We start from the raw sequence: 21,714 nt of genomic DNA, 5'->3' as shown, positions 1-21,714 counted from the left end.
AGACCGCGATGGCAACCGACCGCATGAACGATGTCGTCAGCCTGCAGCAGCGGCTCGCGCAGCACGGTTTCATCGCGGAGCGCAGCTTCGCCGCCACGCTGCTGCTGACGATGGAAATGCGCCGCCCGCTGCTGCTCGAAGGCGAGGCCGGCGTAGGCAAGACCGAAGTCGCCAAAGCGCTCGCCAGATTGCTCGACACACGGCTGATCCGGCTGCAGTGCTACGAGGGACTGGACGCGCATTCGGCGCTCTACGAATGGAATTATCAGCACCAGTTGCTGGCGATCAAATTGCTGGAGCAGGACGCGCGCTCGGTTCAGGACAAGGAACAGGACATCTTCTCCGAACGCTATCTGCTCAAACGCCCGCTGCTCGAAGCGATTACGACCACACCCGCGCCGGTCCTGCTGATCGACGAAATCGACCGTACTGACGAAGCTTTCGAGGCCTATCTGCTGGAACTGCTGTCGGACTTCCAGATGTCGATACCGGAACTCGGTGTGATCCGGGCCACCGAACGCCCCTTCGTGATTCTGACTTCGAACGGCACCCGCGAGATCTCGGATGCGTTGCGGCGCCGCTGTCTCTACCAGTACGTCGACTATCCGGGCTTCGACAAGGAACTGCTGATCGTGCGCACCCAGGCGCCGGAGGTGCCGGAGAAACTGGCGCGGCAGATGGTCGAATTCGTGCAGTCGGTGCGCCAGATGGACCTGCAGAAAAAGCCTGGGCTCGCCGAAACGCTCGATTGGGTTGCGGCCTTGCTCAGGCTCGGTGTGAGCTCGATCGATGAAGATGGTGTGGAGCGAGTCATGGATTCGCTCGCGGCGCTCGTGAAGACGCGCGAGGATCAGGCCGGCATGACACGCTCCGTGGTTGAAAAACTGGTGGCGTCATGTTGAACGGGATCCCCAGCGCCGCCGACCGCGCCCCGCCGCTAAACCTCGAAGACGCGCTCGTGGCGCGTTACACGGGTTTTGCCAACTGGCTGCGGGCGAACGATTTTCACGTGACCTCGAGTGACGTGGCGGCGTCGCTGGAGGTGGCGCAGCGTATGGGGCAACTGGACAGCGAACTGCTGCGCTGGAGTCTGCGGGCGTTGCTGTGTTCGCGGGCTGAGGAGTGGCGCCGCTTCGACACCTTGTTCGAGGCGTATTTTTTCGCGCCGAATCGCCGCAAGCTCGGCGAGTCGCGGGCGGCCGGCGCGGGCCGTCTCGAAACCGGCGACACCGCTGGCCGGCGCGACGCGAGCGAAGGCACGCCGCTCGGCCTCGACGGCCCCGGTGAGGGCGATCCGAACGAGACGCAAGGTTCGACGGTCGAGCAGGGCGCTTCCATGGAAGCGTCGCTCGCCCATGCGGACTTCCGGCATCTGAACCAGCCCGACGAACTGTTTGCGATAGACGATGCGATCCGCCGCTTCGCCCAGCGCTTGCAGGGCATCCAGTTGCGCCGCGAACAGCGCGCCAGCAGCGGGCGGGTCATCGATATGGCGTGGACGATCCGCCGCAGTGTCTCGCGCGGCGGCCTGCCGCTCGAACTCCGCTGGCGGCGCAAGCAGCGCCAGCGTCCGCGCATCGTGCTGCTGCTGGATGTGAGCCGCTCGATGAGCCTGTACAGCTTCTTCTATCTGCGGCTCGCGCGGGTGCTGACGGCGCGCGTGTCGGACGTGCACTGCTTTATTTTCCATACGCGACTGGTGGGCATCGAACAGGCGTTGCGCGACCCCGATCCGCGGCGCGCCCAGGAGCGCTTGCATCTTATGTCCGCAGGCTGGGCTGGAGGCACGCGAATCGGCGATAGCCTGGGCGAATTCAATCAGCAGTACGCAGCGAAGCTGCTGCATTCGCGCACCGCGGTCGTTGTGGTCAGCGACGGCTACGACGCTGGCGACACCGAACGCCTGCAGCAGTCGCTTGCCGCGATCCGGCGCCGTTGCCGTTGTCTGGTGTGGCTCAACCCGCTCGCGAGCCGTGCCGATTTCACCCCGGCGAGCGCCGGCATGCAGGCGGCGCTCCCGTATATCGATCTGTTGGCAGGCGCCCGCGACCTGGCGAGTCTCGAACGGGTGCTGCCTCAAGTGTTGTCCACTCTCCAATGAACACCGATACTTGCGCGACTCTTTTGCAACTCGAGCAACGGCTGATCGACCGCTGTGAGCCGTTCGCGGTGGCGACCGTGATCCGGGCCGTGCCGCCGAGCTCCGCGTGGGTCGGGGCGCAGGCCCTGATCGAAGCCAACGGGGAGCTGCACGGCTGGATCGGTGGCGGCTGTTCCCGGGCAATCGTGATTCAGGCCGCGCAGCAGGCGATCCGCACAGGACAGCCCAAGCGCGTGCGCATCAGCAACGCGCCAGGCTGGTCGGAGGCCGACATCCAGGCCGGTATCCAGGCCGCCATTCAGGCCGATGAGGAGGCGGGAATCGAAACGCATGCGATGCCGTGCGCCAGCAACGGCGCCATCGAACTGTTCATCCAGCCGACCCTGCCCGCGCCGTCGGTTCTCGTGCTCGGCTCGACCCCCACCGCGCTCGAAGCCTGTGTGCTGGCGCAGCGGGTCGGCTTGCGCGTGTGCGCCGCGGCGTCGGTCACCGCCCCGTTTGCCGGCCTTGGACTGGTGCGCGTCCTGCAAGGATTCGACGCCGCAGCGTTCGACGACCTGAAGCCACAACTGATTCTGGTCGCAACCCAGGGCGACAACGACGAGGCGGCGCTTGAAGCGGCGTTGCGCAGCGAGGCGGCGGGCGTGCTGCTGGTGGCGAGCCGCCGCAAGGCCGACGCGTTGCGCGAGACGATGCAGGCGCGCGGCATTGCGGCCGCGCGGCTGGCGGCGCTGCAAGCACCCGCAGGCCCGTCGATCCACGCTCACACGCCGCAGGAGATCGCGTTGGGCGCGGTCGCCGGACTGGTCATGCTGCGCCGCGAACAGGAGGAAGCAGCAGCGTTGGCCGAGCGCTCGACGCCGGCGAGCGGAGAAGTGGTGCAGGGCTTGCCGCCGTGTGAGTCGATGACATCCGTCGAGCCGCCGGGCGCGAGCGCGCGCTACGTGAACCCGGTGTGCGGCATGGCCGTCGAGATCGCCTCGGCAAAGCACGTGATCGAATGGGGCGGCCAACGGGTCTATTTCTGCTGCGACGGTTGCAAAACCGAGTTCGAACGCGATCCGGAAAAGTATCTGGGCGCGGCTCCGACGGCGGCGCTCGCGCCTGTCGCTCCACTTAACCCGGATGAGCGACAGGCGGGCCATGCGGCCGATCAATCGGTCGCACCGCTGGAAAAACCATGAGTCTCGGGATGAATAACGGCGCGCTCGCGCAGACGCCGGCCTTCTCGGCAGTTGTGCTGGCGGCCGGCACGTCTTCGAGAATGGAAGGTCAGCATAAGCTGCTGCTGCCGGTCGGTGGTGAGCCGGCGGTGCGGCGCACGGTGAGCGCGCTGAGCGCCGCCGGTCCGGCCGAAATCGTGGTGGTGACGGGCTTCCGCGGACGCGCCGTGATGGAAGCCCTCGATGGTTTGCCGGTGCGGTTTCAGCCCAATCCGCGTTACGAAGAAGGACAAATGACCTCGGTGGCAGCGGGAGTGGCCGCCCTGGCTGCGCCCTGCGACCTCGTGCTGGTCTGCCTTGCCGACCAGGTTTTGCTGAACGCAGCGGATTACCGCGAACTGGTGGACGCTTACGCGGCGATGCCACGTGGCTCGATCCTCGTGCCCGCTTTCAACGGACAGCGTGGCAATCCGGTGGCTTTTTCGGTGAGCTACGCCGCGGAGGTCGTCAGCGGCCATATCAATCCGGGGTGCCGCAAGCTGATCGCCGAGCATCCGGATGAAGTGTTTATCCACGAGGCGGCCCACGACCGGTTCACAATCGATATGGATACGCCGGAAGACTATGCGCGGATCCTGGCGCGCCTTGCTGTATAGCGACAAGTCCCCTCCCAAACCCCGCCGCGAACCACCCTCAACCGATCAGGCCCGGATATTGCGATGTTCGAGCCTGCCAGATTCCAGCCGTATGGCGCGTGAATTCACAGCAGCCGTCAAGTTCGGCCAGCGGTGAATTCACTTGCAGCCAACGGCTGAATCGTATGTACTAGCCGCTGAAAAAATTACCTGTCCATGCACGTCTGCGTGGCAGCCGTTACAGTCTCACAAGGGAATTCGGAAGGCGGACAGTCAATTCATTCGCGGCTAACGCGATCGGAGGATTGGTGTCGAACAGACGGACAACACGGGCGGTCCCGAGCCGCAACAACCAGGCAACAGCGCGCACGCCGTGGCTGGCGGTCGCCACTATCGCGGGCTTTGCTGTCATGCCCGCCCCGGCCAGGGCACAAACCCCGGCGCCGCTGCAGGAGTGGCAGTATTCGGCAGGGGTTCCGCTGGAAAAGCTGATGGAGCCGCAGATCCCCACATGGCAAGTCGCGGTCGGTGCCGCCGGGGCCTTTCAGCCGCGCTATGACGGCGCGGATCGCTATCACTTCGAGGGTGGTCCGAGTGTCGACATCCGCTATAGCGACCTGTACTTTGCTTCAACAGGTGAAGGCTTCGGCGCCAACGTCCTGCAAGGTCCGAACTGGCGGATCAGCCTTGCCGCCGCCTACGATCTGGGCCGGCGCGGCCAGGACGACGACGAGCATCTGCATGGCCTCGGCAACATCAACCCCGCGCCCGAGCTGAAGCTGGCCGCCGATTACGTGGTGTCGAAGGAGTTCCCGCTGGTGCTGCGCGCCGATATCCGCCGCAGCTTCGGCGGCTCGAACGGCTGGGTCGGCGATATCGGCGCATACATGCCGTTGCCGGGCAGCTCGAAGACCTTCTTCTGGTTCGCCGGACCAAGTCTGACCTTCGCGGATTCGAAGTACATGAACAGTTGGTTCGGCGTCAGCGAGGCGCAGGCTGCCGACTCCAGCTACTCGTACTATCACGCGAGCGCCGGCCTCAAGTCGGCAGGCTTCGGCGTCAGCGCGATCTGGTTCTTCCAGAAACACTGGTTCGCAGCCTGCGACTTCGCGCTAGAACAGCTCGTGGGCAGTGCGGCGCGCAGCCCGATCACGCAGCGTGCATCCAATGGCGTGCTCGACCTGTCGATCAACTATCAGTTTTGATCCGATCGAGCGGGATCGGCGCTCCCGGCGCAGGCTCGGCCGCGCCAGCGTACGTCCCGCTGGGCAGGCCTAGCAGACCGTCGTCGGCGCTTCGGCGACAAGCTGCTTTTGTCCAGCTCTGAGCAGGCCCTCGACCATGCGCGTCTCGGCTCGCGCGATCATTTCGAGCGAGGCCGCCGACAGTTGCGCATCCAGAATCGATAGCGCCGCGCACAGGCGCGGGTACTCGTCATCGCCTAAGGTCCAGCCGTCCTGCTGATGCTCGGCGGCATCGAGCTGGACCATCGCGGCATGTGCGCTTTCGACGTACTGCAAACCCTCGGGCTCGAGTCCGAGACGGCACAGTTCCTCGGACACCAGAAAATGCCGGCCCAAGGTCATAAACAGATCCCGCGAACCGTGTCCGCGTCGAAACGCATCGAGTGCGGTGTAGCACTGCAGGAGCATGGCCTGCGTGACCGGCTCGTGCGCCGCGCGGCTGAAAGTGAGGGCGCGCAGAAGCGGCGACATGGCTGGCTGGTTGCGTTTGCGGCTGTGCGATTTATTGGGCATGACGGTTTAAACCTCGTTCTATAACGCTCGGCCCGCTACCGGAACCTTCTACAGGCAATGCACCGGCGGGGTAGTAAGCAACCTTGAGTGTGCGTCTTGTCAGCATCATGGCAAGCCACAATTAAAGCAGGCTTAAACGGCGAGGGTGGTGTCAACGAGATTGCGATCGCGAATTTGGCGGTCGACGGCTAAAAAAAAAGCCCTGTCCCGCAGGGGACAGGGCTCGACAGGATGGAAGAGTCGCACAGGCGCGTGGATGCTTGCCGACCTGTTCCCATCTCAACACAACACAACGCTGTTGAAACCAACTGCTGCGTAAAACGTGGTCCTTCACCTTCGCTTTGCTACAAACCCCTGTTGCTTTTATTGCATGTGATGCGAGAAGCACTTTGGTGATGCGTTTACTGCAACTGCCGGATGGCTACCGGTTACTGCGTGGTCGATGCTTTGTGCTGCCTAATGCTTGCTGCTTGCTGCGTCATGCCTACTGCGGGTTCTTACCAGATACTGCCTGTTGCTGACTGCGGACTACCGTCTTACGTACTGCGTGCTACGACTGCGGTTTTCTACTGCCACTTCTGGAACTGCCCTGCAGGTACGGTCAAAACAACGCGGGGGGAAGACCGCGTATGGGCTGGTGGTTCGTTGCGCCCATGGAAACCAGTGTAAAGGCGAAGAAATGAAAACGATCCGGCGAAACGAGGGGAATTGGCAGTGCAGTTCAGCGAATTGCCGACGACGGAAGCCACAGCGCACCTGAAAGGCGCTCGCTTCGGGCGCGGCGGGCACGCCCGTCAAACCGGCCGGATGTGACGGCGAGCAGCACCCGTCCAACCAGTGCCACCCTTTTCGCCGTAGCGGGAACGGCGCTTGCGGCGCTACTGCTGCCGCGACGTCGAGTCGCTTACTTCAGGAGGACATCATGAACAAGGATCAAGTGAAGGGCGTGGCAGAGAAGGTCAAGGGCAAGGCCAACGAAGTCGCCGGGAAGGCTACGGGGAATGTGGCCCGCGAATTGAAGGGCGATATCCAGCAGGACATGGGGCAAGCCCGAAAAGATATGGGCGACGCACGCGAAGATGCCGGGCATGCGGCGAAGGACCACGCCAAGCGCACCCATTAACGGCGTGTTCGATGCGCCGGGCGTCGCGTAGGGTGGGTATCGTCAGATGAGTTTCCTGACGGTTTCCTGCCTCGTGGCGCCTTTGGTCATTGATATGTCGAACATATTAAATGCCAATGACATGATCCCAGGATCGAGGTGCTGTCCTTTCTGCAGACAGCTTCTGCTTCATTGAGCGATTCTTCGTCCCCACGACGTATGAAGAAACCGGCGATGTTCCCGCTGCGGGCCTCTCGTTGCGCACCGAAGCGGTGCTGTGTTGATCGATTTGGCGCACGCCGGGGTATCCGCGCCACGCAAGCATGCAAGCGTTAAATCCGGCATTTGATCAAAAGACCGTCAGGCGGTCAGTTGACCAGATCGGCATAAAACTTGCCTTCGTCAGCCAGTAAAAAGCGTCTCCAGTGTGCCGGAGCCAACCCAGGCCCTCTTGTTCAGCAAGGGGAATCCGAACCTGTCGAGTCAATCGGCAGGATAGTCACGCACTGGCAAGAGAGCGATCCACGAAGGGGAGGACATCATGTTTGAGTCCGTGCCGATTACGGCCAGCAAGGTAGTGGATGGGGAAACGGTGCGCGCCGAGTATCTGTGCGATACGGGGCGCCTGCGCATCATCGGTGAGCGCACCGTGCATGCCGAATGGTTCCCGCCGCATTCCTGGTTCGCCATTGCCTCGAGTTCCGGACACAGCCGATGGGGCACCCGGCCCGACGAAGCCGACCTGTTGCTGCTTATCGATAACTTCATGGGGTATTCGAGTCACGACACCTTTGCACTAGTGCGGCGCTGACCCGGCTTGTAGAATTGAAAAAGCAGCAGCCGGTTGATCGGCAACAAGTAGAAGTGCAGGGTGGCGTATTCGCGTCATCCTTCGGCAGGTGATGGACGCAGCGGCTCGGGCGTAAAACGTAGCGATCGGATGCTCGCCATGGCCAGGCGGTGGACCGGAGTTCCTCAGCGAGATGTTCTTCGCGGGGATCCCCCACCCTTGGAAATCGAGAGGCTGGCAGCCATGTTTACTTTCGTCGTTGTCGTTGCCATTACGGCTTTCATTCCGTACGTCGCCGCACCCGGAATCGCAAACGGGGTGAAGGCCGTCACGTCCCATCCCTCCGCGGACGCCGGTGCACCGTACATGGCCCCCGGAGCCTACCCAACGCTTGACGCGGCAAAGCGCATTCCCGCCGACCGCCAGGACAATCAACGCATGGGGTGATTCGTCGGGGGATGAGCAGGGGGGGCACCAACACCTGCTCGTCAAAGCGTGCTGTAATTCGGACCACACCAAGTCGATATTCAAACGCGCCATGCAGATTAATACCCTGCTTCAGACGCAGGCATTGTCGGTACTGGATTACCGCTGCGCTGCCGCGCCGGGTGACAAACCCTACGCCGAGCTATTTGCCACGCATTCCATTTCTTACGTGCGCAAAGGAAGCTTTGGTTGCTGTTTGCGTGGCCGCAACTATGAGCTTGTCCCAGGCTCGTTGCTGGTGGGCCATGCCGGCGACGAGTACCGGTGCACTCACGACCATCATGGCGGCGGCGATGAATGCCTTTCTTTTCAATTCGCGCCGGAACTCATCGAGACCATTGCCGATGACAGCCGAATCTGGCGCGCAGGCTGGATGCCGCCGCTGCCGGAATTGATGATCCTCGGTGAACTTGCGCAATCGGCCGCGGCGGGATGCAGCGATGTCAGCGTCGAGGAAGTCGCGCTGATGCTGACCCAGCGTTTTGTCGAGGTATTTTCCGGGCACGTTTCGGCCTGCAACAGGCCGACTGCGCTCGACCGGCGCCGCGCCGTGGAAGCCGCGCTGTGGATCGACGCACATTCAAGTGAAACGATTGGTCTCGATACCGTCGCACGCGAAACGGGATTGAGTCCGTTTCACTTTTTGCGCATGTTTACCGGCGTGCTCGGGGTGACTCCCCATCAATATCTGGTGCGCTCGCGACTGCGCCACGCAGTCCGGCTGCTGACCGAGGAGACACGGGCCATCACGGACATTGCTCTCGATGTCGGATTCAACGATCTCTCCAACTTCGTGCGCACCTTCCAACGTGCTGCGGGCTTATCCCCTGGCCGTTTCCGGCGCGTCATTCATGGCGACCGCAAGATTTTCCAAGATCGGTTCGATTCGCCCGTCTAGCATGGTCTCTCCAACAACCCGGAGACAACACCATGTTCGACCATGTCGGTCTGAAGGTAAATAATCTGGATGCCAGCAGACGCTTTTACACGGCTGCGCTCGCCCCATTAGGCTACGTAATCGACAGTTCTGGCAGTGGCTTTGGCCCGAAGGATGAGCCGGCATTGTGGCTTTATGAGTCTACCGATGTGCAAGGCGACACACATGTGGCATTGCGGGCAAACAGTCGGTCCGCAGTCGACCGATTCCATCGGGACGGTCTGAAGGCTGGCGGGCGCGATCACGGTGCGCCGGGTTTGCGTGCCGACTACAGCCCAAACTATTACGCCGCGTTCCTGCTCGATCCGGACGGCAACAATGTCGAAGCGGTGTGCTTCAGCGAGGGCCGCTAGCGATGGCTTCCATTCGTCGTGAAATCGTAATCGACGCATCGCCCGAGCAGGTTTGGGATGCGGTGCGCGATATCGGCGCGCTGCATACGCGCCTGGTGCCCGGCTTCGTCGTCGATACGCAACTGGAGGACGGCGCGCGTGTGGTCACCTTTGGCAATGGTATGGTTGTACGGGAACTCATCATTGACGTCGATGACAATACGCACCGAATCGCGTGGGCATCCGTTGGCACCGCCATGACACATTACAGCGCCTCGTTCCAGGCATTCCCCGAGAATGGACGCACGCGCGGAGTGTGGATTGCCGACTTGCTGCCTCACGAGATGGCGCCTGCTATTACCGCAATGATCGAGCAAGGACTTGCCGCGATGAAGCGTGCCATGGAAATGCCGGTCAACCCATGACCACACCGGACGTGCCTGACCGCTACCCGTGACTATCGACCCAGGCACGCGCCCAGTCGAGGCCCGCAAAACGGGCCTCATCCTCGCTATCGAAGGTGCCGAGCACGCCCGAACCTTCAACGAGCTTGCTGCCGCGGGTGATCGTGCCGCTTGCGGCATAGCCGTCGTTCTGGACGATGGCGTGGCCCCAGATCGCATAGCCCTTGTAGATTTCAGATTCCATTTGTTGTCTGCATAGAGGCGACCCCTGATCGTAGCCCTTAGCGCACCACGGAAACAGACGTGCGCCCAGTACCCACCTGCAGAATATTGCCTTCGGGCGTCACGATCCGCGGAATGTCGAGAAACCGCGGGCTCGTCGCTTTCTTCGATGCGTCCACACCAGCAGGCTTGCCCGCCGACGCTTTGGCGAGCGGGTCCGCGATACGGCGCGGCGCGACCTTGCTCATGCCGTGCGAGAGGAGCGCGGGCTTGCCGGTTTTGGGCTTGCATTTGCCAGCGGGCTGGCCGATGCGGGCCTCAGGCGGATTCCATATTTCCACGTAATGCTCGCCGGCGACGGCGGTTGACGCGACCGCGAGCAGTAGGGCGGCCGCGCTGACAAATCGCAGCATGTGTTCTCCATAGGTTCGCCCGATGGGGCGCAGCGCGCTACACAAAGGCGGCCATTTCCGGCATGGGGTGATTGACGACGGTACGAACGCGCATCTGCATGGTGCCGCTCCCGAAAGGGCCGCTTGACGGTCAGGAAAGAGGATTGCGAGTACTGTACATTCATACAGGTTTTTGTGCAATCCGGGCCAATCCTCTATCAATCGAGGCAGTCCTTGGGATCGTCTTGCCGGCCACCGCCCGCCCACCCAGGAGTTAGACGTTCAGCGCCTCCGGCTCCTTGCAGCGGATGGCCACGGCCACCGAACTGCCGACGATCAGGATGATGCCGAGCAGCGACAGCAAGCCGACCGACTCACCCCACAATACGTATCCGAATAGCGTGGCCCAGACGATGCTCGTGTAGTTGAACGGCGCGAGCACGCCGACTTCGCCGTGGCGGAATGCCGACGTCATCAGCAGTTGCCCCGTACCGGCAGCCACGCCGAGCAAGATGAGGATGCCAAGGTGGTCGAGGCTCGGCGTGCGCCACGCGAAGAGCAGCGAGAACCCCATCACTACCGTGCCGATCAGGGTCGAATACAGGACGATCAGGCTGGCGTTTTCTGCGGTGCCGATACGCTTGATCTGAATGACGGAGAGCGCACCGAAGACGGCGCTCAGCAGAATCAACAAGGCGCCGGTGAGATTCGACGAGGCGCCGCCAGGCCGCACCACCAGCACGATACCCATGAAGCCGAATACGGCGGCCAGCAGGTCGCGGCGGCGCAGTGCCGCTTTCAGGAGCAACGGCGAGAGGACGATGAGGAACAGGGTTTCCGTATAGGCCAGGGCGACCGCTTCGCTGAGCGGCACGTAGCGCAGGCCGGCGAAGAAAAACGCCAGCGAGGCCATCAGCGCCACGGCGCGCTCGAGATGCGCGCGCCAGTGCCGGGTGCGCAGCAATTGGGGGCCTTGTCCGGCTCGCGCGGCGAGCAGCAGCGCCGGGCCGAGGCCAAACAGCATGCGGAAGAAGGTGATTTCGTTGGCCGGGTAGTGCGCGGTGATGGACTTGGCGAGCGCGTCGACCACGGCAAAGCAGAACATGGCGGCGAGCATCTGCGCGATGCTGCGCAGGGGCAGGGTGGTGCTGGGCGAGGTGGCGATTTGCATCGAGGCTCGGGGTGTCGGCAGCGTGGCAAGCGGGGCGCGGGGTCGATGATAACGCGGGCACTGCCCGTTACGCTCACGCCCTTACCGCTCAAGCACCGATTCCGCCTTCGCCAGCGCCCGCCACTGCGCCGGCGTCATCCCCACTTGCCGTTTGAACACGCGCTGAAACGCCGCGTCCGACTGATAACCCACCGCCTCGCCGATTTCGGCAATCCCGAGGCTGGTCTGCGCAAGCTTGCGGCCCGCTAGCGCCATGCGGATTTCCGTTAGCACGTCGCTGGCCGAGCGGCCGATCGCCTCGTCGAAGTGCCGTGCGAACGTGGCGCGCGACATATGGCATAGCTCCGCCAGTTCGGGCAAGGTCCAGGGCTTGCCGGGTTCATCGAACATCGCCGCGACGGCAGGTTGCAGACGCGGACGTTGCGCGAGCGCCAACAGGCCGCGCGGCGGCTCGTCGGCGTGGCTGGCAAAGCGCAGGGTAAGCGCGAACAGCGCGCCTGACAGGTGGTTCACCAAGGTCTCGCTCGCCGGCCCCTGTTCGAGCGCCTCCTCGCGCATGAGCTGGATCAGGCGGGCAAGGCGGCTATTGGCGAACTCACCGTCACGTTGTGCGGCGTCCACGTCGTCGCCCGGCGCGACGCTATGCACGAGCAGGCGCCCCGGCAAATGGTCGCGCAACAACCGCTCCGGCACCGCAGGCAGCAAAAACCGCCCACACAGAATATCGACAGCCGCGCCCGTGCCTTCATTGGTCGCGACGGTCAGTCCATCGACCTGCCGCGCACTCGCCGCCGTCACCGCGCCGCTGCTTCCATCGTGCAGCGCGTGCGGTGCGCCGGCTGGAAATAGCACGATATCGCCCGCCGTCATGCGCAACGGCTCGCCATGCCCGTCCTCGATCACCGCTTCGCCACGCAAAAGCACGTGATAAGGAATCTCGCGCGCATCCGCCGCGGGTTCGTCGATCCGCCACGGTGCGCCGAAATGGCAGCGCACGTCGAGCCGGCCGGCGACGGGCATCAAGGCAAGTAAGCGGCTCAGCAGATCCATGACGGGGTTCCGATTGGTTGAGACATCGATTGAGACGCTTGAGACGTTTGAGCATGAAATTGCTAAATTGTGGCATTAAATTACTCGCCGTACCTCACTACACTGACTTCCATGCCATACGACATGGCTAGCAGATGCAGATAAACCCAACCTCAAGGAGTCGATCATGTCCCGTCTTACCGCAATCAAGCCCGAAGCCGCTACCGGCGCCGCAGCAGAACTGTTCGCCAAGATCAAGAAGGCGGCCGGCAAGGTACCGAACGCCTACGCGACCGTGGGCACGCACAGCCCGGCCGCGCTGGGCGCGATGCTGAATGTCGACGCCGTGCTGGCGAGCGGCAGCCTCGCCAAGGCCGACATCGAAGTCATCAAGCTCGCTGTCAGCGAGGTCGCGGGCTGTGACTACTGTATCGCCGCCCACACGTTGATGGGCAAGTTCGCCGGCCTGTCGCCGGACACGATGAAGCAGGTGCGCGCCGGCTCGGCAAGCGGCGACGCGAAGCGCGATGCGTTGGTGCGCTTTGTGCGGATACTCGTCACGACGAGCGGCACGGTCGCGGCTGATGAGGTCGAAGCGATTCGCGGTGCTGGTTATAGCGAACAGCAGGTGATCGAAATCAATCTGGCGATTGCGTCGATCACCTTTACTAACCTGGTGAACCGCGTGAACGACACCACCCTGGACTTTCCGGCCGTGGCGTAAGGTTGTGCTGCAACCAGCCGGGCCGGGCATTTTGGCATCGCTCGGCCCTTCCCAAACCCCATGCTTTGCATATGCGCATTGATTGGTTCGCATCGGACTGACGCGTCCTTATCCTAGACATCGCTACGGCGATGGCGCCGCCCGCTTGCGGCGCTTCGAGCCGGCACGAACTTGCAAAGGACGCACATGGCTTCATCAGGACACTCCAACCGCGACGCGCAGCCGGCCGACGCCAGCCGTCGTTCGCTTCTGAAAACCGCAGCAGCGCTAGCGCTTGGAACCGGCGCCGTGCTCGCCGGTGGCGCAGCTGCGCTGCTGGCGAGCCAGCCCGCACTGGCTCAAGGGAATTCGAAAACGCTGCGCATCGGTTTTCAGAAATACGGCAACTTCGTGGTCTTGAAGGCGCACGGCACGCTCGAAAAGCGACTCGCACCGCAAGGTATCAGCGTGCAATGGCTGGAATTCCCTGCCGGGCCGCAACTGCTGGAAGGATTGAATGCGGGCGCGGTGGATGTCGGCACGGTCGGCGAAACGCCGCCCATCTTCGCGCAGGCCGCAGGGGTCGACTTCGTCTATATCGCCAACGAACCGGCGGCGCCCAAAGGCGAGGCGCTGGTAGTCCAGCACGATTCGCCGATCAAGACCGTCGCCGACCTGCGCGGCAAGAAGGTCGCGCTCAATCGCGGCTCGAACGTCCACTTCCTGCTGGTCAAGGCGTTGCAGCGCGCCGGTCTCGCGTACACGGACATCCAGCCGGTCTATCTGACCCCGGCCGACGCCCGCGCGGCCTTCGTGCAGGGCAGCGTCGACGCATGGGTGATCTGGGATCCGTATCTGGCCGCCATCGAGCGCCAGGTGAATGCGCGGGTCCTGACCAATGGTGAAGGGATCGTGCGCAACACGCAGTATTACGTCGCCACCCGCAAGTTCGCCGAAGCCCAGCCACAAGTGCTGCATACGCTGCTCGACGAGTTGAACCAGGTAGACGAGTGGGGCCGCGCTAACGTCCCTGCCGTGGCGGCGCAGTTGTCGCCGCTGGTCGGTCTGGATACCGCCACGCTCGAAGTGGCGCTGGGACGCGCCGGCTACGGCGTGCAACCGATTACCGATGCGACCCTCGCGTATCAGCAGCAGATTGCCGATACCTTCACCGATCTCAAGCTGATTCCGAAGAAGCTGACGGTCGCGGATGCGCGCTGGAACAGCGTGGGGTAAGCGGACACCGCTGCAAGGCAGTACACCCGGCAAACATCCGCAGCCGCACTACATGCCCTTGAACTGATCGGCATAGAGGCGGCTCACGCTCAGTTTTGCCGGGTGGCCGCGCAGGCTGAGTGTGAGCTTGCCCGATTCGTCGCGAGAGGCGCTGGCAATCACATCCGCACGCACCACCGTGCCCCGATGGATTTGCCAGAACTGCTGCGGATCGAGTTGCACGAGGAGTTCGCGCAACGACGTGCGAATCAGGTGTTCGCGCTCGGCCGTCATGACCCGGACGTATTTGTCCGCCGCCTCGAAGTACAGCACATCGCCGACCGGAATCATCGTGATCGTATTGCCCGCGCTCGCCTGGATCATGCGCAACGGGGCGGTGGCCTGCGCGGCGCCGTTTTGCGTCGAGGCGTCCGGCAGGCCTGCGGCACGAGGCGCTGCGGCGCCGAACAGCGCTCGCAACTGGTCGATCATCGGCGTCAGCGCCAACTCTCCCGTTTGTGGCTGCTCACGCTGCTCACGCGCCTGCAACGCCGCTTGCAGGCGTGCGCAGGTTTTGGCCAGGCGCTCGGGTTGCACGGGCTTGAGGACATAGTCGAGTGCGGCGCGCTCGAAGGCGTGCAGCGCATATTCGTCGTACGCGGTGACGAACACCAGCAGCGGCAGCGGCCGGCCCGAGTCGGGCCAGTCTTCGGCGAGCGCCTGCGCGGCTTCGAGCCCGCTCATGCCCGGCATGCGGATATCGAGGAACAGCAGGTCCGGCTGCAGCGTGAGACCCTGCTGCAGCGCAGACGCGCCGTCGCCGACGCTGGCGACGATGCGCAGTTCCGGCCACAAACGGGCCAGTTCGGCTTGCAGATTGGCGGCCAGCAGGGGTTCGTCTTCAGCGATCAGGGCGGTGGCGTACATAAGCGGAGCAGGAAGAAAGAAGTGGGCCGGCGCTCAGGCGACGGGGAGGCGCACGACAGCTAGTGCACCGCCGCGGCCGTCATCGGGCGTGGTCAGTTCGAGGGAGGCGGCGTTGCCATATAAGGCAGCAAGCCGTTCGCGCACCTGTTGCATGCCAAAGCGGCTGCCGTGCGCGGCCGCCGCGCCGAGGCCCACGCCGGTGTCGCGCACGCTCAGGCAGAGTCCGTGGCCGTCGCGCCGGGCCGTGACTTCAATCTGTCCGCCCGACACGCTCGGCTCGAGCCCGTGCTTGATCGCATTCTCGACCAGCGGTTGCAGCAGCAGCGGTGGTACGGGCAAGCCGCTCAGCTCGGCAGGGAGATCGAGCGTGCCGCGCAGGCGCGGCCCCATGCGCACCTGCATCAACTCCAGGTAATCGCCGATCCGCGCAAACTCGGCGCAGAGCGCATGCGAGTCCGAGCGCGAGGCGTCGAGCGTGGCGCGCAGGAAGCCGTTCAGATGATCGAGCATCGCCTGAGCCCGCTGCGGATCCTGGCCGATCAGCACGCGCAGGTTGGCGAGCGTATTGAACAGCATATGCGGCTCGAGCTGCGACACCAGCAGCTTGAGCTGATTCTCGGCGGCGGTGCGCCGCGCAGCTTGCGCCTGCGCTTCCGTTGCGGCCAGCCGGCCGCGTGCGTAGAAAAAATAGGTGCAGCCGATCGAGAGCGCAAACGCGGGCGCCAGGGTTGGCACGAGCGTCTGCAGATTGCGCAGGAAACCAATTGGCGCGTGATGCGTGCCGGTCAGCAGGTCGCCTAGCGCATGGCCGCCGAGATAACCCACCACCGCGGACATAGCCACCCACGGCGCCATCAAAGCCCAACCCGGCCAGCGCCGTTGTGTGGCGGGGGTGCCCGGCGGCAATTCATTTGCGCTCCCGCCGCCGGACCGGATAAATCTGGCCGACAAACCGTAGCGGCCCGCTTCGATCAAGGTCTGAATGCACAGCGCGACGGTGAACGAGTAGATCAGATTGGGGACGAACGAGGCGTCCGAAAACGGGCCGAACAGGAAGGTGCTCGCGAGTGCGATGAGAATCGTGATTCTCAGTTCACGCCAAAGCCAGTAGAACATGATGCGGTACGGGGGCATGTGGCTGTCCGGGTTCAGACGTTGGTCGAGCGGGTTGGCGAGCGGTCGAAGACTGCGGCGAACAGGCTTTGCGGGTGCGGGTCGCGCCATTCGGCGCATGCCGCCGATTGTAGCGGTTGGGCGCGCAGCTACGGCTGGGGCGTGAGAGCGAGGACAAAGGCGAGGCGACGCACGTCAGCCGACCCGTTGGCCTTGGTCCGCCCGGCGCATCAATACGCCGTGTCGCGCGGCAACGCCTGCCGTACCGCGCGCCATACCGCCAGCGCACGAGCGAGAAAGGCGCCGCTAAATGCGCCGTAGACGAAGCCTGCAAAACCGGCGATCCCGTCGTCCAGAGCCAGTCCCGGGTAGGTCGCCCGTACCACGCTGACGCCGAACTTGATGCAGAAGAGTCCCAGCATCAAAACGAGCGGCAGCCAGCTACCGGGCATCAGCACGCTGCGCTCGGCTTCGAGCCATTGGACTTCGCCCCACACCCGGAAGCCCTGACACAGCGTCACGACCGCCACCACGCCGGTAGCCCAGGCAACCAGCGCCAGCGGTTGGCGGGAAAAAGCCGACGCGAGGCCGTAAAAAGACAGAATGGCCATCACGACTGGCAACGCAGTGGCGCTGCGCAACGATCTGCGGCGCATGACTGTTTGCTTGAACCCCATGGCGATCAGGGCGGCAAGCACGCCCCAGACCCAGTTAGGCGTCTGTTGGAGAATGTCGGTGAACATGATGGTGGGCTCCTTGTCTATCAACGAGGGTTTCAATGACACGCATGTTCAGCCGGTTTGCCGCCACGTTCGAGCGGTTTGCGACAAAATGCCAAGGGGCGGCGCGAGACGGCCCGGATCCGGCGCGAAGCGTGGCTGACGCGAACGTCAGCGAGCCCGCCTGGCGCTGGGGTAGCTAGCCGCGCGCCTGAAAGCGTATGTAATCTGCACTGATGGTTGCCGTACAGAAAGCGCGGGGCAAAGGTCCTATAGGTTGGGAACTGGCTCCGCACGCCGGACACCTGCCAGGATAGGGGTTGCATGACCATGAGAATGTGCTTTCCCAATGCGCTGAGCATGCTGACCGCGATCGGCGCGACGCTCTATGCGATCTCGTCGTCCGCGTACGAACTCGACGCGCAGCTGGACTGCAGCTCCAACGCCCATACCTTCATCGCTTCGCTGCAGAGCGACCAGTTCATCGAAGCGGAACCGATGCATGTGGAAGCGAATTCCGTGAACGCGTTTCGCCCGACGCGCGGCAGCGAGCTGACGGCCTTTGGATTCCGGGTCTACGCGGTGCTCGGCTACGATCAGAACGACGAGCTATTTCATAAGGGCAGCGGGCAGGCCATGACGGGGTCGATGTACGGCGTGGTGGTGTTCGGCGCGAGCGAGTCGGTCAAGACGCATCTGCATGATGCGGGCAGCGAGGCGGCGGTGCATGAAGTGCTGCCGCTGATCATGACCGCCGTGCTGTGCAAGAGCAATTGAGGCGGTCAAAAAGGCAAACCCGGCGGGCGCCGACTGCAAAGCCGTTCAGGCCCGTTGAGCCCTCCCGGTCTTTGCGGTGGCAAAGTAACCTTGGGTGTCTCAGTTCGACCAGGCGCGGCCATCGATCGTCCAGTCGCGAACATCCGGTCAAGACTGTTAGTGCTCCTTTGGAGATAGAGCGCCGAAGTCAGCGTCGGCCACAGGCGGTCCTCGACTAACGGGCGCATCGCCGATCATGCCGTCAATCGCGTTGGCGAACTGCCGCCATGCGCTGTCGCTGATCAGCTTCGTCCTGCCAACGCCTGAGCGCGCTGCACAAACATTCACCACGTCAACATGGAGCATCTAGAGTCTCGGATCTCCCATTAAAGATACGTGCTATCTTTTGTATGTGCTATATTTCAATTTAAAGGATAGCAAGTACATATGAAGACCACAAAATCCAGGCAACAACAAACCCAGCGTCTGATCTTGCAAGCCACAGTCGACTTGATGACCGAACACGGTTTCGACAACGCCAGCATGAAACAGATAGCTCGCGCGGCTGGGATCGGCGACGCCACGATCTACAAATACTTCCCCACCAAGGAAAAGTTGGTGCTGGGGTATTTCGAACAATCGATCAACGATGCCATTGCCGCAACCCTCGGCACGACGGGCTTTGCCAGTTATACGCTGGAAGAACGTTTGCAGCGCCTGGTGGACGCATTGCTGGAAATATTGCTGGGCGATCGTGAATTCGTCGCCGTCGCACGTGAGCTGGTGGGCAAGTCGCCGACGCTGATGATGGGCGACGCGCTGCCCGGAAAGCTCGCCATCAAGCAGCAGGTTGTCGCCTTTCTCGATGCCGCCGAAGCGGCCGGCGGCATTGCGCCTTGCGACTTCAAGCCGCTCATCGGCGGCCTGTTCGCGGACTATTTGCTGGCGGTGATCGTGTATTGGCTCAACGACGGCTCGGACGAACTTGCCGACACGACCCGCCTGGTCGATTTGACGCTGGCGCTGCTGGTGCAAGTGCTGGAGAGCGGCTTGCTCAACAAATTGTCGGATCTGGCCGGATTCCTGTTGCGCAGCCAACTCGCGCGCCTGATGCAAAACGGCTCGGCCTTGCTCGACTTGGTGCAGCTTGCTCGTCCGCTCATGCGTCATCCGAAAGCCGCTAGTCATGGCGCGTAACGAAAAACTCTCCACCGGCACGCTTGCGAGGGGAACGATCACCGGCCTGGCTGTCGCGCAAGCCGGCATCGTTCATCTGGGACACCTCGCACGCAACCGCTCCGGCGAAGAAGCTTCCGAGGGGCAGCAGGCACGGCACGAAGCCGAGTTAGGACGAATCCTGTTTCGCGCGCTCAATCGGCTCAAGGGCACGGCACTGAAGGCTTCGCAACTGCTGAGCATGGAAGCGGGATTGCTCCCGGAAGGCGTGCGCCTGCAACTGGCGCGCGGCTTCCATCAGGCCACGCCGCTCAATCGCGCGCTGGTGCACCGGGTTTTCAGGCAAGAGTTTTCTCGGGATGCAGACCAGCTTTTCCAATGCTTCGACCCGCAGGCTTTTGCCGCTGCGAGCCTGGGGCAGGTACATCATGCGGAATTGCACGGCGGCGAACGGGTGGTCGTGAAACTGCAGTATCCCGGCATCGCTACCTCGATCGGCGTCGATATGCGGATGATCCGCACCCTGTTGCAAGGCTTGCGGCTAAGTACCGATCTGCTGCCCGACAACGAAATCGTCGAGCGGTTCATGGCCGACATTGAATACAAACTCGCTGAAGAAGTCGATTACACACACGAAGCGGATCAACTGCGTTGGTTCGGCGCGCATGCGTCGTTACCTGGGATATTTGTCCCGCAACCGATTGCGAGCCACAGCACTCGGCACGTGCTCACGATGCAGGCAGTTGACGGCCTGCATCTGGATGCCTGGCTGGCCACGAACCCGACGCGGCAGGCACGCGATCGCGCCGGGCAACTCCTGTTCGACTGGTTCTTGCAAAGCGCCTTCGTATGGCGGCGCTTGCATGCCGATCCGCATCCCGGCAATTTCCTTTTCCAGGCGGACGGTCGAATCGGCGTGGTTGACTTCGGCTGCACCAAGACGATTTCCCCCGGCTTTGCTGCGGTCGTGGCAAAAGCATGGTGCGCGGTGCTGCGGCACGGGCCCGGCGGCGACGGCGAGGCGTTGCGGCACAACTATGTCGACTTTGGAATGATCTCGCCGAATTTGTCGGTCGACGAATTTGAGCGGGAATTGATGCCTGCATTGGCGTCGTTGCAGGCTTGGCAGATCGCGCCTTTTCGCACGTCGCGCTTCGACTTCGCAAGCCGATCGCCGTATCCCGCATTTGAGGCAACGCAGCAGCGCAAGATCGCTCGCTACATGACCGGGTTTCGTGACGAGATTCCGTATTTTGAACGGGCTTACCTGGGCCTCAACCACATGCTCAAAGCCTTGGGCGCAAAGGTGTCGACCGACAACCCGTGGATCAACCGAGGAGCATCAATAGGGTAGCAGCAACGGCGTGGATTATTTTTTCCCTTGGCGTCATTCATTGCGTCGCCGGGGTGGCGATGTTCAAGAAGCTGCTCGCTGAAGCAATAAAAAATTGTCGCACCTATTACATTGGAAATTTCATCTGGGGTACTCATGACAAACAAAGTCTTGCTGATTCCCACGCCGACGGCGGCAATTCGTGCGTCAGGATTGACGCACATTGATTTCGCCGATGGTTATTCCTGTCAGGCAGATCGAACCTACGTCGACGCCGAACAGGCAGCGCGCGCCGTGTTTGCCGATCCGCCATACATGGTCAGATGTCTGATGGCCTTGCGTAACGGAATCGTGGCGCCGTTCGGACTAAGGGCAAGTATTGACTTTAGCGATCGCGGGCTGGGGAAGATTGACGTGTTTCCGATTATTTCAAACACGGGTGCTGAAGTGGTCGTCGGTGGTGACGACAAGCATCTGGATTTTCGGACCTGGATAAGCATCCAACCGGGTCTGAAGGGATCGGAAGTGACGATTTCAACCTTGGTCAAAATCAACAATCCCCTTGGAAGAGTCTACTTGTTTGTCATCATGCCGTTTCATAGGCTCCTGTCTCGCTCGCTGCTACAACTGGCTGTCAATCGGCGCGACAACGTGTCTCCAGAGGCCAGGTAGGTACATTCCGGTGAAATACCACAGGAGGGGTTATGTCTGAGCGCAACAATAAGCTCCACGGTTGCTGGCGGCTGGTTTCTCTTGATACTGAACTTCAGGATTCAAAGGGGCGCACGCAACCGTGGGGCGCCGACCCCAATGGGTATCTTATCCTCGGTTCCGATGGGCGAATGATGACACTCATTACAGCAAAGGCGCGGGAGCCTGGAAATACAGAGGAGAAACTGGCGGCACTTTTCCGTACCATGATGGCCTATACAGGTCGGTATTGGATAGATGGTGACAGGCTCATCACAAAGATTGACTCGTCCTGGAACGAAGCCTGGAACGGCAGTGAGCAGGAGCGATTCTACAAGCTTGATGGAGACACGCTCGACATCATTTCGGCCTGGATGCCGAATCCCTTAGATTCCGGAAAATCAATGGGGCGGGGTATTCTCAGTTTTAGGCGCGAGTAATTTTCCCCACACCGAGTTGCGAGGGGGACGCAGACGATCCGGTGGCCTAAACCGTGAACTCGGTGCTCACGACATCCGACAACTCCCCTCCGTGATCAAGCCCTTGTTCATGATCACGATC

26 protein-coding genes are annotated in these 21,714 nt (G+C 62.4%); 18 read left to right on the top strand and 8 right to left on the bottom strand.

The genetic code is table 11. The features are described 5' to 3' along the window. Positions 1-8 precede the first annotated feature (8 nt). From BLQ92_RS18790 to BLQ92_RS18770, 5 genes are all read left to right on the top strand, one after another. The gene (locus tag BLQ92_RS18790) at positions 9-902 is read left to right on the top strand and encodes an AAA family ATPase (protein ID WP_090686046.1); all 894 of its coding nucleotides are present in this window, start codon (positions 9-11) and stop codon (positions 900-902) included. Further along, a complete protein-coding gene (locus BLQ92_RS18785; protein WP_090686045.1) occupies positions 896-2,101 on the top strand; it encodes a vWA domain-containing protein in 1,206 nt (401 codons plus the stop codon). The genes BLQ92_RS18790 and BLQ92_RS18785 overlap by 7 nt, the downstream gene beginning before the upstream one ends. Then, positions 2,098-3,285: an XdhC family protein gene (locus tag BLQ92_RS18780; RefSeq protein ID WP_090686044.1), complete on the top strand. Its 1,188-nt coding sequence runs from the start codon at positions 2,098-2,100 to the stop codon at positions 3,283-3,285. Before BLQ92_RS18785 ends, BLQ92_RS18780 begins: the two co-directional genes overlap by 4 nt. Further along, positions 3,282-3,920 (top strand): nucleotidyltransferase family protein, encoded by a 639-nt coding sequence (locus BLQ92_RS18775; protein WP_244106271.1) that lies wholly within the window; start codon positions 3,282-3,284, stop codon positions 3,918-3,920. Before BLQ92_RS18780 ends, BLQ92_RS18775 begins: the two co-directional genes overlap by 4 nt. Before the next feature lie 287 nt (positions 3,921-4,207). Further along, complete coding sequence (locus tag BLQ92_RS18770) at positions 4,208-5,104, top strand: MipA/OmpV family protein (RefSeq protein WP_425194932.1); 897 nt, start codon at positions 4,208-4,210, stop codon at positions 5,102-5,104. 69 nt (positions 5,105-5,173) lie between these two features. Here the strand turns inward: BLQ92_RS18770 and BLQ92_RS18765 are convergent, their stop codons facing one another. After that, complete coding sequence (locus tag BLQ92_RS18765; RefSeq protein WP_090686042.1) at positions 5,174-5,656, bottom strand: hypothetical protein; 483 nt, start codon at positions 5,654-5,656, stop codon at positions 5,174-5,176. Positions 5,657-6,578: 922 nt separating this feature from the next. On the opposite strand from BLQ92_RS18765, the gene BLQ92_RS18760 reads away from it, so the two are divergent. The 6 genes from BLQ92_RS18760 to BLQ92_RS18735 all read left to right on the top strand — a co-directional run bounded on the left by BLQ92_RS18760 (position 6,579) and on the right by BLQ92_RS18735 (position 9,728). Then, positions 6,579-6,779 carry a CsbD family protein gene (locus BLQ92_RS18760; RefSeq protein ID WP_090686041.1) on the top strand — a complete coding sequence of 67 codons (201 nt, stop codon included), beginning with the start codon at positions 6,579-6,581 and terminating at the stop codon, positions 6,777-6,779. A 520-nt stretch (positions 6,780-7,299) separates the two neighbouring features. Continuing rightward, positions 7,300-7,569, top strand: coding sequence for a hypothetical protein (locus BLQ92_RS18755; RefSeq protein ID WP_090686040.1), 270 nt, complete (start codon positions 7,300-7,302; stop codon positions 7,567-7,569). 222 nt (positions 7,570-7,791) lie between these two features. Next, entirely contained in the window at positions 7,792-7,995 is a 204-nt protein-coding gene (locus tag BLQ92_RS40430) for a hypothetical protein (protein WP_090686289.1), read from the top strand. A 91-nt stretch (positions 7,996-8,086) separates the two neighbouring features. Then, positions 8,087-8,932: a helix-turn-helix domain-containing protein gene (locus tag BLQ92_RS18745; protein WP_090686039.1), complete on the top strand. Its 846-nt coding sequence runs from the start codon at positions 8,087-8,089 to the stop codon at positions 8,930-8,932. A 32-nt stretch (positions 8,933-8,964) separates the two neighbouring features. After that, on the top strand, positions 8,965-9,324 hold the full coding sequence (locus tag BLQ92_RS18740; RefSeq protein WP_090686038.1) for a VOC family protein: 360 nt from the start codon (positions 8,965-8,967) through the stop codon (positions 9,322-9,324). 2 nt (positions 9,325-9,326) lie between these two features. Then, positions 9,327-9,728 (top strand): SRPBCC family protein, encoded by a 402-nt coding sequence (locus BLQ92_RS18735; RefSeq protein ID WP_090686037.1) that lies wholly within the window; start codon positions 9,327-9,329, stop codon positions 9,726-9,728. Positions 9,729-9,750: 22 nt separating this feature from the next. Here the strand turns inward: BLQ92_RS18735 and BLQ92_RS18730 are convergent, their stop codons facing one another. The 4 genes from BLQ92_RS18730 to BLQ92_RS18715 all read right to left on the bottom strand — a co-directional run bounded on the left by BLQ92_RS18730 (position 9,751) and on the right by BLQ92_RS18715 (position 12,542). Then, positions 9,751-9,951, bottom strand: a complete 201-nt coding sequence (locus BLQ92_RS18730) for a hypothetical protein (protein WP_090686036.1) — start codon at positions 9,949-9,951, stop codon at positions 9,751-9,753. Positions 9,952-9,988: 37 nt separating this feature from the next. After that, positions 9,989-10,342, bottom strand: coding sequence for a hypothetical protein (locus tag BLQ92_RS18725; RefSeq protein ID WP_090686035.1), 354 nt, complete (start codon positions 10,340-10,342; stop codon positions 9,989-9,991). 253 nt (positions 10,343-10,595) lie between these two features. Then, the gene (locus BLQ92_RS18720; protein ID WP_090686034.1) at positions 10,596-11,492 is read right to left on the bottom strand and encodes a DMT family transporter; all 897 of its coding nucleotides are present in this window, start codon (positions 11,490-11,492) and stop codon (positions 10,596-10,598) included. Positions 11,493-11,573: 81 nt separating this feature from the next. Continuing rightward, positions 11,574-12,542 carry a cupin domain-containing protein gene (locus tag BLQ92_RS18715; RefSeq protein ID WP_090686033.1) on the bottom strand — a complete coding sequence of 323 codons (969 nt, stop codon included), beginning with the start codon at positions 12,540-12,542 and terminating at the stop codon, positions 11,574-11,576. Positions 12,543-12,708: 166 nt separating this feature from the next. Between BLQ92_RS18715 and BLQ92_RS18710 the strand changes: the two genes are divergently transcribed. Together BLQ92_RS18710 and BLQ92_RS18705 are read left to right on the top strand one after the other, a co-directional pair. Further along, positions 12,709-13,245: a carboxymuconolactone decarboxylase family protein gene (locus tag BLQ92_RS18710; protein ID WP_090686032.1), complete on the top strand. Its 537-nt coding sequence runs from the start codon at positions 12,709-12,711 to the stop codon at positions 13,243-13,245. Positions 13,246-13,431: 186 nt separating this feature from the next. After that, entirely contained in the window at positions 13,432-14,460 is a 1,029-nt protein-coding gene (locus tag BLQ92_RS18705) for a sulfonate ABC transporter substrate-binding protein (RefSeq protein WP_090686031.1), read from the top strand. 48 nt (positions 14,461-14,508) lie between these two features. On the opposite strand, the gene BLQ92_RS18700 is transcribed toward BLQ92_RS18705, so the two are convergent. The 3 genes from BLQ92_RS18700 to BLQ92_RS18690 all read right to left on the bottom strand — a co-directional run bounded on the left by BLQ92_RS18700 (position 14,509) and on the right by BLQ92_RS18690 (position 17,264). Next, on the bottom strand, positions 14,509-15,366 hold the full coding sequence (locus tag BLQ92_RS18700) for a LytR/AlgR family response regulator transcription factor (protein WP_090686030.1): 858 nt from the start codon (positions 15,364-15,366) through the stop codon (positions 14,509-14,511). A 33-nt stretch (positions 15,367-15,399) separates the two neighbouring features. Beyond that, positions 15,400-16,500, bottom strand: coding sequence for a sensor histidine kinase (locus tag BLQ92_RS18695; protein WP_244106270.1), 1,101 nt, complete (start codon positions 16,498-16,500; stop codon positions 15,400-15,402). 209 nt (positions 16,501-16,709) lie between these two features. After that, complete coding sequence (locus tag BLQ92_RS18690; RefSeq protein ID WP_425194931.1) at positions 16,710-17,264, bottom strand: DUF6622 family protein; 555 nt, start codon at positions 17,262-17,264, stop codon at positions 16,710-16,712. Between the two features lie 258 nt (positions 17,265-17,522). On the opposite strand from BLQ92_RS18690, the gene BLQ92_RS18685 reads away from it, so the two are divergent. The 5 genes from BLQ92_RS18685 (at position 17,523) to BLQ92_RS18660 (ending at position 21,593) form a co-directional block, all read left to right on the top strand. Further along, positions 17,523-17,975, top strand: coding sequence for a hypothetical protein (locus tag BLQ92_RS18685; RefSeq protein WP_244106269.1), 453 nt, complete (start codon positions 17,523-17,525; stop codon positions 17,973-17,975). A 426-nt stretch (positions 17,976-18,401) separates the two neighbouring features. Continuing rightward, the gene (locus BLQ92_RS18675) at positions 18,402-19,151 is read left to right on the top strand and encodes a TetR/AcrR family transcriptional regulator (RefSeq protein WP_090686027.1); all 750 of its coding nucleotides are present in this window, start codon (positions 18,402-18,404) and stop codon (positions 19,149-19,151) included. Positions 19,152-19,398: 247 nt separating this feature from the next. Beyond that, entirely contained in the window at positions 19,399-20,484 is a 1,086-nt protein-coding gene (locus BLQ92_RS18670) for an ABC1 kinase family protein (RefSeq protein WP_244896659.1), read from the top strand. Between the two features lie 135 nt (positions 20,485-20,619). Further along, positions 20,620-21,135, top strand: coding sequence for a DUF2867 domain-containing protein (locus BLQ92_RS18665; RefSeq protein WP_090686025.1), 516 nt, complete (start codon positions 20,620-20,622; stop codon positions 21,133-21,135). A gap of 32 nt (positions 21,136-21,167) precedes the next feature. Beyond that, entirely contained in the window at positions 21,168-21,593 is a 426-nt protein-coding gene (locus BLQ92_RS18660) for a lipocalin-like domain-containing protein (protein ID WP_090686024.1), read from the top strand. Positions 21,594-21,714 lie beyond the last annotated feature (121 nt).

It is taken from the genome of Paraburkholderia phenazinium (assembly GCF_900100735.1).
GTDB lineage: Bacteria > Pseudomonadota > Gammaproteobacteria > Burkholderiales > Burkholderiaceae > Paraburkholderia > Paraburkholderia phenazinia.
This window is presented reverse-complemented; position numbering and strand designations above follow the sequence as displayed.